The 13,298-nt window shown below is 56.1% G+C and carries 12 protein-coding genes and 5 tRNA genes; 16 read left to right on the top strand and 1 reads right to left on the bottom strand.

The window, feature by feature from the left end; translation table 11 throughout:
• Window positions 1-6 precede the first annotated feature (6 nt).
• The 16 genes from B498_RS19810 (at window position 7) to B498_RS19885 (ending at window position 11,524) form a co-directional block, all read left to right on the top strand.
• A complete protein-coding gene (locus tag B498_RS19810) occupies window positions 7-891 on the top strand; it encodes a metal ABC transporter substrate-binding protein (RefSeq protein WP_025912374.1) in 885 nt (294 codons plus the stop codon).
• A 130-nt stretch (window positions 892-1,021) separates the two neighbouring features.
• Window positions 1,022-1,519 carry a nicotinamide-nucleotide amidase gene (gene pncC, locus B498_RS19815; RefSeq protein ID WP_008499547.1) on the top strand — a complete coding sequence of 166 codons (498 nt, stop codon included), beginning with the start codon at window positions 1,022-1,024 and terminating at the stop codon, window positions 1,517-1,519.
• 89 nt (window positions 1,520-1,608) lie between these two features.
• Window positions 1,609-2,667, top strand: coding sequence for a recombinase RecA (recA, locus tag B498_RS19820; RefSeq protein ID WP_008499546.1), 1,059 nt, complete (start codon window positions 1,609-1,611; stop codon window positions 2,665-2,667).
• Window positions 2,668-2,735: 68 nt separating this feature from the next.
• Window positions 2,736-3,236 carry a recombination regulator RecX gene (gene recX / locus B498_RS19825; RefSeq protein ID WP_008499544.1) on the top strand — a complete coding sequence of 167 codons (501 nt, stop codon included), beginning with the start codon at window positions 2,736-2,738 and terminating at the stop codon, window positions 3,234-3,236.
• A 131-nt stretch (window positions 3,237-3,367) separates the two neighbouring features.
• Window positions 3,368-5,995 carry an alanine--tRNA ligase gene (alaS, locus tag B498_RS19830; RefSeq protein ID WP_008499543.1) on the top strand — a complete coding sequence of 876 codons (2,628 nt, stop codon included), beginning with the start codon at window positions 3,368-3,370 and terminating at the stop codon, window positions 5,993-5,995.
• Window positions 5,996-6,236: 241 nt separating this feature from the next.
• Window positions 6,237-6,422 (top strand): carbon storage regulator CsrA, encoded by a 186-nt coding sequence (gene csrA / locus B498_RS19835; RefSeq protein ID WP_000906486.1) that lies wholly within the window; start codon window positions 6,237-6,239, stop codon window positions 6,420-6,422.
• A 342-nt stretch (window positions 6,423-6,764) separates the two neighbouring features.
• A tRNA-Ser gene (locus B498_RS19840) sits at window positions 6,765-6,857 on the top strand.
• Window positions 6,858-6,861: 4 nt separating this feature from the next.
• Window positions 6,862-6,938 (top strand) — tRNA-Arg (locus tag B498_RS19845).
• Window positions 6,939-7,002: 64 nt separating this feature from the next.
• Window positions 7,003-7,079: transfer RNA gene (locus B498_RS19850), tRNA-Arg, on the top strand.
• A gap of 29 nt (window positions 7,080-7,108) precedes the next feature.
• A tRNA-Arg gene (locus tag B498_RS19855) sits at window positions 7,109-7,185 on the top strand.
• 27 nt (window positions 7,186-7,212) lie between these two features.
• Window positions 7,213-7,289: transfer RNA gene (locus B498_RS19860), tRNA-Arg, on the top strand.
• A 117-nt stretch (window positions 7,290-7,406) separates the two neighbouring features.
• A complete protein-coding gene (gene yqaB / locus B498_RS19865; RefSeq protein ID WP_008499542.1) occupies window positions 7,407-7,973 on the top strand; it encodes a fructose-1-phosphate/6-phosphogluconate phosphatase in 567 nt (188 codons plus the stop codon).
• Window positions 7,970-8,398, top strand: coding sequence for a YqaA family protein (locus B498_RS19870; protein ID WP_008499541.1), 429 nt, complete (start codon window positions 7,970-7,972; stop codon window positions 8,396-8,398). Before yqaB ends, B498_RS19870 begins: the two co-directional genes overlap by 4 nt.
• A gap of 83 nt (window positions 8,399-8,481) precedes the next feature.
• The gene (gshA, locus tag B498_RS19875) at window positions 8,482-10,026 is read left to right on the top strand and encodes a glutamate--cysteine ligase (protein WP_008499540.1); all 1,545 of its coding nucleotides are present in this window, start codon (window positions 8,482-8,484) and stop codon (window positions 10,024-10,026) included.
• Window positions 10,027-10,179: 153 nt separating this feature from the next.
• Entirely contained in the window at window positions 10,180-10,695 is a 516-nt protein-coding gene (gene luxS, locus B498_RS19880) for an S-ribosylhomocysteine lyase (protein ID WP_008499539.1), read from the top strand.
• A gap of 64 nt (window positions 10,696-10,759) precedes the next feature.
• Window positions 10,760-11,524 (top strand): AraC family transcriptional regulator, encoded by a 765-nt coding sequence (locus B498_RS19885; RefSeq protein WP_025912371.1) that lies wholly within the window; start codon window positions 10,760-10,762, stop codon window positions 11,522-11,524.
• Here B498_RS19885 and leuA read toward each other — a convergent pair.
• Window positions 11,511-13,166, bottom strand: coding sequence for a 2-isopropylmalate synthase (gene leuA / locus B498_RS19890; protein WP_008499537.1), 1,656 nt, complete (start codon window positions 13,164-13,166; stop codon window positions 11,511-11,513). The genes B498_RS19885 and leuA overlap by 14 nt on opposite strands.
• Between the last annotated feature and the right edge of the window lie 132 nt (window positions 13,167-13,298).

Genomic DNA, 13,298 nt, shown 5'->3' with positions numbered 1-13,298 from the left:
GAAACGATGAAACGTACAGGACTAGTAGTGGCAGTGGCGCTCGCGCTGGGGATGATGTCGCAGGCCGTGATGGCGAAAACGCTGAATGTGGTCACCAGCTTCTCGATACTGGGGGACATCACCCAGGAGGTGGGCGGCGATCATGTGAAGGTGACGACGCTGGTGGGACCGGACGGCGATCCGCATACCTTCGAACCGTCGCCGAAGGACAGCGCGGCGCTGAGCAAGGCCGATGTGGTGGTGGTGAACGGTCTGGGGCTGGAGGGCTGGCTTGACCGCCTGGTGAAAGCCTCCGGGTTCAAAGGGCAACTGGTCATCGCCTCAACAGGCGTGAAAACGCACACGCTTGAGGAAGATGGAAAGACCGTGACCGATCCGCACGCGTGGAACAGCGCGGCGAACGGGGCGTTATATGCACAAAATATTCTTAACGGGCTGGTGAAAGCCGATCCGCAGGACAAAGCCGCGCTGGAAGCCTCCGGTAAACCCTATATCACGCAGCTCAACCTGCTGGACAGCTGGGCCAAAACGCGCTTTAGCCAGATCCCGCAGGCGAAGCGCAAGGTGCTGACCAGCCATGACGCCTTCGGCTATTTCAGCCGCGCTTATGGCGTAACCTTCATGGCACCTCAAGGACTCTCTTCAGAGAGCGAGGCCAGCGCGGCGCAGGTTGCTGAGATCATCAATCAGATCAAAGCCGACGGCGTAAAAACCTGGTTTATGGAAAACCAGCTCGATCCGCGTCTGGTGAAGCAGATTGCCTCGGCGACGGGCGCGCAGCCAGGGGGAGAACTTTACCCGGAGGCCTTGTCAGCAAAAGGCGGCGTGGCAGACACCTACGTCAAGGCGTTCCGCCACAATGTGAATACCCTCGCCGACAGCATGAAATAACCTCTTCCACGGCCGGTGCGTTTGCACCGGCTTTTTTCTGAAGCCCCCTCGTAAAACCTGAAGCGCATCCCCACATCTGACGAGAAAGTGCTATCTTGTGCAGCACGTTTTTCTGATGCCTGGAGCGAGAATGACTGACCATGAATTGATGCAGCTTAGCGAGATCGTTGGCCTGGCGCTTAAGCAGCGTGGGGCGACAATGACCACCGCGGAATCCTGCACCGGCGGCTGGGTGGCGAAAGTGATTACCGATATTGCCGGCAGTTCCGCCTGGTTTGAACGCGGTTTTGTGACCTACAGTAACGAAGCTAAGGCACAAATGATTGGCGTGCGTGAAGCTACGCTGGAACAGCATGGCGCGGTCAGCGAACCGGTGGTCATTGAAATGGCCATTGGCGCGCTCAAGGCGGCGCGGGCAGATTACGCGATTTCCATTAGCGGCATCGCGGGGCCGGACGGCGGCAGCGACGTGAAGCCTGTTGGCACCGTCTGGTTTGGGTTTGCCACGTCTAAAGGGGAAGGGATCACCCGCCGGGAGTGCTTCAGCGGCGATCGCGAAAGCGTGCGCCGTCAGGCAACGGAATATGCGTTAAAAACGCTCTGGCAACAATTTCTACAAAACACTTGATACTGTATGACTATACAGTATAATTGCACCAACAGAACAGAAATCCACGGTGAAGCACAGTCGCTTCTCCCGGCATGACAGGAGTAATAATGGCTATCGACGAAAACAAACAGAAAGCGTTGGCGGCAGCACTGGGCCAGATCGAAAAGCAATTCGGTAAAGGCTCCATCATGCGCCTGGGTGAAGACCGTACCATGGATGTGGAAACGATCTCCACCGGTTCGCTTTCTCTGGATATCGCGCTGGGCGCGGGCGGCCTGCCAATGGGCCGTATCGTAGAGATCTACGGGCCAGAATCCTCCGGTAAAACTACCCTGACGCTGCAGGTGATTGCTGCGGCACAGCGCGAAGGTAAAACCTGTGCGTTCATCGATGCCGAGCACGCTCTGGATCCTGTTTATGCGCGTAAGCTGGGCGTGGACATCGACAACCTGCTGTGTTCTCAGCCGGACACCGGTGAGCAGGCGCTGGAAATTTGTGACGCGCTGGCGCGCTCCGGTGCGGTTGACGTTATCGTTGTTGACTCCGTTGCCGCACTGACGCCAAAAGCGGAAATCGAAGGTGAAATCGGCGACTCTCACATGGGCCTCGCGGCACGTATGATGAGCCAGGCGATGCGTAAGCTGGCCGGTAACCTGAAGCAGTCCAACACGCTGCTGATCTTCATCAACCAGATCCGTATGAAAATTGGTGTGATGTTCGGTAACCCGGAAACCACAACCGGTGGTAACGCCCTGAAATTCTACGCGTCTGTCCGTCTGGATATCCGCCGTATCGGTGCGGTGAAAGAGGGTGAAAACGTCGTCGGTAGCGAAACCCGCGTGAAGGTTGTGAAGAACAAAATCGCTGCACCGTTCAAACAGGCTGAGTTCCAGATCCTCTACGGTGAAGGGATCAACTTCTACGGTGAACTGGTTGACCTGGGCGTGAAAGAGAAGCTGATTGAAAAAGCGGGCGCCTGGTACAGCTACAACGGTGACAAGATTGGTCAGGGTAAAGCGAATGCTATCTCCTGGCTGAAAGAGAACCCGGCTGCGGCGAAAGAGATTGAGAAGAAGGTGCGCGAGCTTCTGCTGAACAACCAGGACTCCAAACCTGATTTCGTAGTCGATGCTGCGGATGCTGAAGAAACCAACGAAGACTTTTAAGTCTCTCGTGTAAAGATGAAGGGCTGCTGATGCGGCCCTTTTTGCATTTCTGATTCTACAGGTTTTTTATGAGTGAACCGACATCACGCCGACCCGCCTACGCGCGCTTGCTGGATCGTGCGGTGCGCATCCTGGCCGTGCGTGACCACAGTGAGCAGGAGCTGCGGCGGAAGCTGTCGGCTCCGGTGATGAGTAAAAACGGGCCGGAAGAGATTGATGCCACGGCGGAAGACTACGACCGCGTGGTGGCCTGGTGCTATGAGCATCATTACCTGGATGACGATCGCTTTGCTTCCCGCTTTCTCGCCAGCCGCGGCCGCAAGGGCTACGGCCCTGCGCGCATCCGGCAGGAGCTGAACCAGAAAGGGGTGGCCCGGGAGTCCATCGAAAAAGCGATGCGCGAGTGCGACATTGACTGGTGCGAGCTGGCAAAAGAGCAGGCCATTCGTAAGTACGGCGAACCGCTGCCGCGTGAATTTTCAGAAAAAGTCAAAATCCAGCGCTTTTTGCTCTACCGCGGCTTCCTGATGGAAGATATTCAGGATATCTGGCGTAATTTTGCCGATTGAACGCATGCGGGATTTTACTTCCCACTAAAGAAAACTTATCTTATTCCCACTTTTTCCAGTAGCTGGTCTGTCCAACGGTTTACCGATACAGGCTGGCTACGACATTTCGTTAGCTTGATTTCAGGATAATTATGAGCAAGAGCACCGCTGAGATCCGTCAGGCGTTTCTCGATTTTTTCCATAGTAAGGGACACCAGGTTGTTGCCAGCAGCTCCCTGGTACCGAACAACGATCCGACTCTGCTGTTTACCAACGCCGGGATGAACCAGTTCAAGGATGTGTTCCTTGGTCTCGACAAGCGTAATTATTCCCGCGCCACAACCTCACAGCGTTGCGTGCGTGCGGGCGGTAAACACAACGACCTGGAAAACGTCGGTTACACCGCGCGTCACCACACCTTCTTCGAAATGCTGGGTAACTTCAGCTTCGGCGACTACTTCAAACACGATGCCATTCAATACGCGTGGGAACTGCTGACCGGTGAAAACTGGTTCAACCTGCCGAAAGAGCGTCTGTGGGTTACCGTCTATGAAACCGATGACGAAGCCTACGAAATCTGGGAAAAAGAGGTCGGTATCCCGCGCGAGCGTATTATTCGCATCGGTGATAACAAAGGCGCGCCATACGCGTCTGACAACTTCTGGCAGATGGGTGACACCGGTCCTTGCGGTCCGTGCACCGAGATCTTCTACGATCACGGCGACCACATCTGGGGTGGCCCTCCAGGCAGCCCGGAAGAAGACGGCGATCGCTACATTGAGATCTGGAACATCGTCTTCATGCAGTTCAACCGTCAGGCCGACGGTACCATGGAGCCGCTGCCGAAGCCTTCCGTTGATACCGGTATGGGTCTGGAGCGTATTGCCGCGGTACTGCAGCACGTTAACTCCAACTATGAGATTGACCTGTTCAGCACCCTGATCAAAGCCGTTGCGGAAGTCACCGGCGCGACCGACCTGAATAATAAATCGCTGCGCGTTATCGCAGACCACATTCGTTCCTGCGCGTTCCTGATTGCCGACGGCGTTATCCCGTCGAATGAAAACCGTGGCTACGTGCTGCGTCGTATCATTCGTCGTGCTATTCGTCACGGCAACATGCTGGGCGCGAAGGACACCTTCTTCTATAAACTCGTTGGGCCACTGATTGGCGTGATGGGGTCAGCAGGTGACGAGCTGAAACGCCAGCAGGCGCAGGTTGAGCAGGTTCTGAAAACCGAAGAAGAGCAGTTTGCCCGCACGCTGGAGCGCGGTCTGGCGCTGCTGGACGAAGAGCTGGCGAAGCTTAAGGGCGACACCCTGGACGGCGAAACCGCTTTCCGCCTGTACGACACCTACGGCTTCCCGGTTGACCTGACGGCGGACGTTTGCCGCGAGCGTAACATCAAAGTTGACGAAGCGGGCTTCGAAGCCGCGATGGAAGAGCAGCGCCGTCGTGCGCGCGAGTCCAGCGGTTTCGGTGCAGACTACAACGCGATGATCCGCGTTGACAGCGCGTCTGAATTCAAAGGCTATGAGGCGCTGGAACTGACCGGCAAAGTGACCGCTCTGTTTGTTGACGGTAAAGCCGTAGACAGCATCAGCGCGGGCCAGGAAGCCGTAGTCATTCTGGACAAAACGCCGTTCTACGCCGAATCCGGCGGCCAGGTTGGCGATAAAGGCGAGCTGAAAGGCAATGGCTTTAGCTTCAGCGTGACCGACACCCAGAAATACGGTCAGGCGATTGGCCACCAGGGCAAACTGGTTTCCGGTTCTCTGAAAGTGGGCGAGGGCGTCCAGGCTAACGTTGATGAAGCTCGCCGCGCGCGCATTCGTCTGAACCACTCGGCAACCCACCTGATGCACGCTGCCCTGCGCGACGTGCTCGGTACCCACGTTGCACAGAAAGGTTCTCTGGTTAACGATAAAGTGCTGCGCTTCGACTTCTCGCATTTTGAAGCGATGAAGCCGTCTGAAATCCGCGCGGTGGAAGATCTGGTGAACGCGCAGATCCGTCGTAACCTGCCAATCGAGACCCACATCATGGATCTCGAAGACGCGAAGAAAAAAGGTGCGATGGCGCTGTTTGGCGAGAAATACGACGAGCGCGTTCGCGTGCTGAGCATGGGCGACTTCTCTACCGAGCTGTGCGGCGGTACGCACGCCTCGCGCACCGGTGACATCGGCCTGTTCCGCATCGTTTCCGAGTCGGGAACGGCGGCAGGCGTGCGTCGTATTGAAGCGGTGACCGGTGAAGGCGCGATTGCCAGCCTGCATGCGCAGAGCGATCAGCTGCACGATATCGCGCAGCTGCTGAAAGGCGATAGCCAGAACCTGGGCGAGAAAGTGCGCGTTGCGCTGGATCGTACTCGCCAGCTGGAAAAAGAGCTGCAGCAGCTGAAAGAGCAGGCTGCGGCGCAGGAGAGTGCAAACCTCTCCAGCAAGGCTGTAGACATTAAGGGCGTCAAACTGCTGGTCAGCGATCTGGCGGGCGTTGAGCCTAAGATGCTGCGTACTATGGTCGACGATCTCAAGAACCAGCTTGGTTCTACCGTTATCGTGCTGGCGACAGTAGCAGAAGGTAAGGTTTCTCTGATTGCGGGCGTCTCTAAGGATGTGACTGACCGCGTAAAAGCAGGGGAACTGATTGGCATGGTCGCTCAGCAGGTGGGCGGCAAGGGTGGCGGTCGTCCGGACATGGCGCAAGCCGGTGGTACGGATGCGGCGGCACTTCCTGCGGCATTAGCCAGCGTTGAAAGCTGGGTAAGCGCGAAACTGTAATAACTACAAAGCACAAGCAGACGCCATAGCGGTAACGTTATGGCGTCTTGTTCACTGTGCTATCGATAACGATAAAGTCAGGTTGAGTTTGTGTATATCGGCTAAACTTACGTTTAACAGAATGTGATGCCGTGACTGCTTACACTTTACGTGTTTGTCATCGCTTACTTTTTGGCGTTATATGATGGATAATGCCGGGATACAAGAGACCCGACTCTTTTAATCTTTCAAGGAGCAAAGAATGCTGATTCTGACTCGTCGAGTTGGTGAGACCCTCATGATTGGGGATGAGGTCACCGTGACAGTTTTAGGGGTAAAGGGTAACCAGGTACGTATTGGTGTTAACGCTCCTAAAGAAGTATCTGTCCACCGTGAAGAGATCTACCAGCGTATCCAGGCTGAAAAATCCCAGCAGTCCAGTTACTGATATTGTCGCGTCTCGCTGTCGGGCGAGACGCAACCCTCCCGCTATTTTTCCTGCGCAAAGTTACCGTTTAATTTCAATCGCTCTCTTTTTGACCACTCCGTTACCCTTATCTCGTCCCAACACTGTCCTTTCCGCATCAGTTTTCTGTGAAGATGCCTGCAAAATCCGCTTATAAAACACCCTCTTTGCGGCTTTTACATGCGAATTGCGTGTGATTTGTGCAAACGATAAAAGCTTTTGGAAAATTGTTTGACTTATAAGTCCCAGAAAGTAATATATGCGCCACGCAGCGACGAGAAGCTCTTAACGAGTTACTCGAAGCACTCGAAAGAGGCGTTGTGTGGTGAGGTGGCCGAGAGGCTGAAGGCGCTCCCCTGCTAAGGGAGTATGCGGTCAAAAGCTGCATCCGGGGTTCGAATCCCCGCCTCACCGCCATTTTGCATCCGTAGCTCAGCTGGATAGAGTACTCGGCTACGAACCGAGCGGTCGGAGGTTCGAATCCTCCCGGATGCACCATCTATTACTTCATATTGCTTTAGAAGTGATATGAATATCGAGCAGTACAGTAGTAAATCCCGATGCATCCGTAGCTCAGCTGGATAGAGTACTCGGCTACGAACCGAGCGGTCGGAGGTTCGAATCCTCCCGGATGCACCATTTACTATTTCTGAAAGCAGTACCCTGATGCATCCGTAGCTCAGCTGGATAGAGTACTCGGCTACGAACCGAGCGGTCGGAGGTTCGAATCCTCCCGGATGCACCATTACTGTTTCTAAAAGCATTTCCCGATGCATCCGTAGCTCAGCTGGATAGAGTACTCGGCTACGAACCGAGCGGTCGGAGGTTCGAATCCTCCCGGATGCACCATCTTCTCCTTCTTTGTTTATTCCTTCGACGTTCCGTCAGCAATCACTCTCTCTGTCAGCGACAAAAACCACCATTTACGATAAAGTAATGCTTTGTTAATCGGTTAGCGAGAGCACGATGTACGCACAGTATGACGGTTTGATCTTCGATATGGATGGTACCCTTCTGGATACCGAACCCACGCATCGTCAAGCCTGGACCGACGTCCTGGGCCGCTACGGTATGCGTTTCGACCTTCAGGCGATGATCGCCCTCAACGGCTCCCCCACCTGGCGTATTGCACAGGCCGTGATTGAACTGAATCAGGCCGATCTCGACCCGCACCTGCTCGCACGCGAAAAAACCGATGCGGTAAAAGCCATGCTTTTAGATACCGTACGTCCTTTGCCACTGATTGATGTGGTAAAAGAGTGGCACGGGCGTCGCCCGATGTCGGTGGGGACGGGCAGCGAAAGCGCGATTGCAGAAGCCTTGCTCAATCATCTTGGCCTGCGCCACTATTTTTCTGCCGTGGTCGCCGCCGATCATGTTAAACGTCACAAGCCCGCACCGGACACCTTCCTGCTTTGCGCAGAATTAATGGGCGTCCCGGCGGCAAAGTGCGTCGTGTTTGAAGATGCCGATTTTGGGATCCAGGCCGCGCGTGATGCCGGAATGGATGCGGTGGATGTACGCTTACTGTGAGTGACGCGCTGTCACTTGCCTCATTATTCGCCAGCAGTTTTCTCAGCGCCACGCTGTTACCGGGCAATTCGGAAGTGGTGCTGGTGGCGATGCTGTTGTCCGGCGTGAGTCAGCCCTGGCTGCTTGTATTAATAGCAACAATGGGTAATAGCCTTGGAGGGCTGACTAACGTTATTCTTGGGCGTTTCTTTCCGCTGCGCGAAAAATCGCGCTGGCAGGAAAAGGCAGTCGGCTGGCTAAAACGCTATGGCGCTGCCACGCTGTTATTAAGCTGGATGCCTGTAATAGGCGATTTACTGTGTCTGCTGGCGGGATGGATGCGCATCTCCTGGGGACCGGTGCTCTTTTTTTTGTGCCTTGGCAAGGCGTTGCGCTATGTTCTCGTGGCGTGGGCAACACTACAGGGTATGACGTGGTGGCACTAATTGGTGGAATGAATACGCGACCTTCAATCGTCAACCATTACAATTATGCTGAGTAACATTACTTTGACAGGCGGGAGGTCAATTTGATCCCGGACGTATCTCAGGCGCTGGCCTGGCTGGAAAACCACCCTCAGGCATTGAAGGGTATTCAGCGTGGTCTTGAGCGTGAAACGCTGCGCGTTAACGCGGACGGCAGTTTAGCGACGACGGGTCACCCGAAGGCGTTAGGCTCGGCGCTGACACATAAATGGATCACAACCGATTTCGCTGAAGCGCTGCTGGAGTTCATCACCCCAGTAGAGGGTGATATTGATCATATGCTGACGATTATGCGCGATATCCATCGCTACACCGCGCGCAATCTCGGCGATGAGCGTATGTGGCCCCTCAGCATGCCGTGCTATATCGAGCAGGGCCAGGAGATTGAGCTGGCGCAGTACGGCACGTCAAACATTGGTCGGCTGAAAACGCTCTATCGCGAAGGTCTTAAAAATCGCTACGGCGCGTTGATGCAGACCATCTCTGGCGTGCACTACAACTTCTCGCTGCCAATGGCGTTCTGGCAGGCGAAATGCGGTGAAACGGATAAAGACGCCATCTCAGCAGGCTACTTCCGCCTGATACGCAACTACTACCGTTTCGGCTGGGTGATCCCGTATCTGTTTGGTGCCTCCCCGGCGATCTGTTCTTCGTTCCTGCAGGGGAAACCGACGACGCTGCCGTTCGAGAAGACCGACTGCGGAATGTACTATCTTCCGTACGCCACCTCTCTGCGTCTGAGCGATCTCGGCTATACCAATAAATCGCAAAGCAATCTCGGTATTACGTTTAACGAATTGCACGAATATGTGGCAGGATTGAAGCGGGCGATCAAAACCCCGTCGGAAGAGTACGAAAAAATCGGCCTCGAAAAAGACGGTAAGCGCCTGCAGATCAACAGCAATGTCCTGCAGATTGAAAACGAGCTGTATGCGCCAATTCGTCCTAAGCGAGTGACGCGCAGCGGCGAAACCCCGTCGGATGCGCTGCAGCGCGGCGGGATCGAATACATTGAAGTGCGCTCGCTGGATATCAACCCGTTCTCACCGATTGGCGTTGATGAACAGCAGATTCGCTTCCTGGATCTGTTTATGGTCTGGTGCGTGCTGGCGGATGCGCCGGAAATGAGTTCAGACGAATTGCTCTGCACCCGTACAAACTGGAACCGCGTGATTCTGGAAGGGCGTAAACCTGGCCTGACGCTGGGTATCGGCTGCGAAACGGCACAGTTCCCGCTGACGAAAGTCGGCAAAGATCTGTTCCGTGACCTGAAGCGTGTTGCCCGGACGATGGACAGCATCGACGGCGGCGACGCGTATCAACAGATTTGCGACCAGCTGGTGGCGTGCTTTGATAACCCGGAACTGACGTTCTCAGCGCGCATTCTGCGTTCTATGATTGATCAGGGCATTGGTGGTACGGGGCGCTCACTCTCGGCGGAGTACCGTGAAATGCTGATCCAGGAGCCGTTAGAAATCCTGAGCGAATCAGATTTTGTCGCGGAACGCGAAGCGTCCGTTGTGCGTCAGAAAGAGGTTGAAGCGGCGGATACCGAGTCGTTTGAGGCGTTTCTGGCGAAGCAGGCTTAAGCAGAAAAGAAAAAGGCCACATCGCTGTGGCCAAAATATACATCTCTGAATTCAGGGATGATGATAACAAATGCGCGTCTTTCATATACTCAGACGCGCATTCTGTAGAAGAGTTCAGTTTATTTTAAAAAAAATCACTATCGGAGGTGACGTATGCCGTTATTAGATAGCTTTACTGTCGACCATACCCGTATGGAAGCACCTGCAGTCCGCGTGGCGAAGACCATGCACACCCCGCACGGCGACACGATCACCGTCTTCGATCTGCGCTTCTGCGTGCCAAACAAAGAAGTGATGCCGGAGAAAGGCATTCATACGCTGGAACACCTGTTCGCTGGCTTCATGCGTGACCACCTGAACGGCAACGGCGTTGAGATCATCGATATCTCTCCGATGGGCTGCCGTACCGGTTTCTACATGAGCCTGATTGGTCAGCCTGAAGAGAAACGTGTGGCAGATGCCTGGAAAGCGGCCATGGAAGACGTGCTGAAGGTGAAAGAGCAGAACCAGATCCCTGAGCTGAACGTTTACCAGTGCGGCACCTACCAGATGCACTCTCTGGAAGAAGCGCAGGAGATCGCGCGCCACATCATCGAACGCGACGTTCGCGTGAACAGCAACGAAGAGCTGGCCCTGCCGAAAGAAAAACTGCAGGAACTGCACATCTAGTATTGTGCCTGTGGATGCCCGGTGGCGCTTCGCTTACCGGGCCTACATTGTGCTGGTGCCTCCTTTGACCACAACCTTAACCTTCTCCTTTATCCACCGTCCTCTCGTTCCGTTTGCCCATGATTACGTTCATGGTGACAGCGAACCCTGGCACAAGCACGACTGCGCGCAGCTGCTGCACACCCTGAGCGGCGTGGTACGGGTGGATACCGCATCAGGCTGTTGGGTTGTGCCTCCCGGTCGCGGCGTCTGGCTGCCTGCGGGCACGCGGCATTCCCTGCGCATTACCGGCAACGTGGCGGCGCGAACGCTGTTTATCGATCCGCTGGCGCGGGCCGATCTTCCCGCCACCTGCCAGATCGTCCAGATCGCGCCGCTGCTGCGCGAGCTGATCCTCGTCTGCCTTGCTTTACCTGAATCGTACTCACCCGGAAGCCGGGATGAGCGCGTCTATGAGCTCATTCTCGATGAAATCCGCACTATGCCGGTGCTGCCGTTTCACCTGCCGGAGCCGGAAAGTGAGGCGCTACGTCGCCTGTGTCTGCAAATCCGGCAAAACACGGGGGAAAGCTGGAGCAGCGCGCAGGCTGCGAGCCTGATGAACATGAGCGAGCGCACCCTGAACCGCCATTTTCATCAGCAGACGGGTTTAAGCTACGGCGAGTGGTTGAGAAGGGCGCGTCTGCTGGAAGCCTTAGTGCGGCTGGCGCAGGGCCAGCCGGTATTGCGCGTGGCGCTGGATCTGGGGTACGGCAGCCACAGCGCCTTTACGGCCATGTTCCGTCGGGTGATGGGCGTCTCCCCCAGCGATTACTTTAAGAACGACTGACGGCGTTAAAGAGCGCCTGAAGCGACGCGCGCGCCACGTCGCTATCAATGCCCACGCCCCAGCGGCTGCTGCCGTCCTGAAACAGGCAGCGGATGTAGGCCACCGAGCGGCTGTCGCTGCGTTCGCCTAACGTATGCTCGTGATAATCTTTAATCACGAACGGGGCGTTGACCCAGCGGCTCAGGCCGTGAGCGGCGGCGGAGAGCAGACCGTTGCCGTGACCTTCCAGCTGGCGCGTTCCTCCCTGTGTGGCGACGCTGGCCGTCAAACGCAGCTGGCCGTCCTGCTGGCTGTCGCTGCGGTAGGATTGCAGGGCAAAGTGCGGGTCTGCGACCAGCCCGTAGCGGGTGCGAAACAGCTGCCACAGCGCATTTTGCGTCATCTCTTTTCCGTGACGGTCGGTTTCCTGCTGCACGTGCTGGCTGAAATCCTGCTGCAGGGCGCGGGGCAGTTTCAGACCATGATTCTGTTCGATCAGCCACGCGCTGCCGCTTTTCCCTGACTGGCTGTTTACGCGGATCACCGCTTCGTAGGTGCAGCCGATATCCTGGGGATCGACGGGCAGGTAAGGCATCTCCCAGCGATCGCCAGGCCTGCGGGCATCAAAGCCTTTTTTGATTGCGTCCTGGTGCGAGCCGGAGAAGGCGGTATAGGCCAGCCGTCCTGCCCACGGATGGCGCGGATGGACTGGCAACTGGTTGCAGGTCTCTACCGTTTCGACCACCCGATTCATATCGCTAAAGTTCAGATTGGGACTAATGCCCTGGCTGTAGAGGTTCATCGCCAGCGTCACCAGGCAGACGTTGCCCGTGCGCTCGCCGTTACCAAACAGACAGCCCTCCACGCGGTCAGCCCCCGCCATTACGGCCAGCTCCGCGCAGGCGACGCCGGTACCGCGGTCGTTATGCGGATGCACGCTGATGCAGACATCGCGGCGGCGGCTGAAATGGCGACAGAAGTACTCGATCTGGTCGGCATAGACGTTCGGCGTGCTCACTTCGACGGTGGCGGGTAAGTTGATCACCATCGGGCGTTCGTCGCAAGGCTGCCAGATCTCCGCCACGGCTTCACAAATCTCCAGCGCAAATTCCGGCTCGGTAAAGCAGAAGGTTTCCGGAGAGTATTCGTACTGCCAGCGGGTTTCAGGGTTCTCTTCACAAAGCTGGCGGATAAGCCGCGTGGCGCGGGTGGCCAGCTCAACGATTTGTGCTTTATCCATGCCGAATACTAGGCGGCGGAACAGCGGAGCGGTGGCGTTATACAGATGCACGGTCGCCTGCTTCGCGCCGCGCAGGGATTCAAAAGTGCGATGGATGAGATCTTCCCGTGCCTGAGTGAGCACCTGAATCGTCACGTCATCCGGGATGCGGTTCTCTTCAAGCAGCTGGCGAACAAAGTTGAAATCCGTCTGCGAGGCGGAAGGAAAGGCAACTTCAATCTCTTTAAACCCGCAGCTTAACAGCAGGTCCCAGAACTGCAGCTTGCGCGTGCTGTCCATCGGTTCGGCCAGAGCCTGGTTGCCGTCGCGCAGGTCGGTCGAGAGCCAGCGCGGCGCGCGGGTGATGCGTTGTTCCGGCCAGCGACGGTCGGGCAGGGAAAGGGGGGGAAAGGGTTGGTACTTGTCGGCGGGTGTGTTCAGCATGATGCGCTCCTGTTGTCTTTTCACTATCGTGAATCGATTTCAGGCGCGCTGCTTTATCGGCACTGACAATGGCTGTCGCGTTCTGGACACGGTGGCAATGGTTGCCCGGTGGCGCTGCGCTTACCGGGCCTA

Origin of the sequence: Enterobacter sp. SST3 (assembly GCF_000286655.1) — a bacterium.
Classification (GTDB): domain Bacteria; phylum Pseudomonadota; class Gammaproteobacteria; order Enterobacterales; family Enterobacteriaceae; genus Enterobacter; species Enterobacter roggenkampii.
The sequence above is the reverse complement of the archived record's forward strand: the minus strand, read 5'-3'. Positions and strand labels throughout refer to the sequence as shown.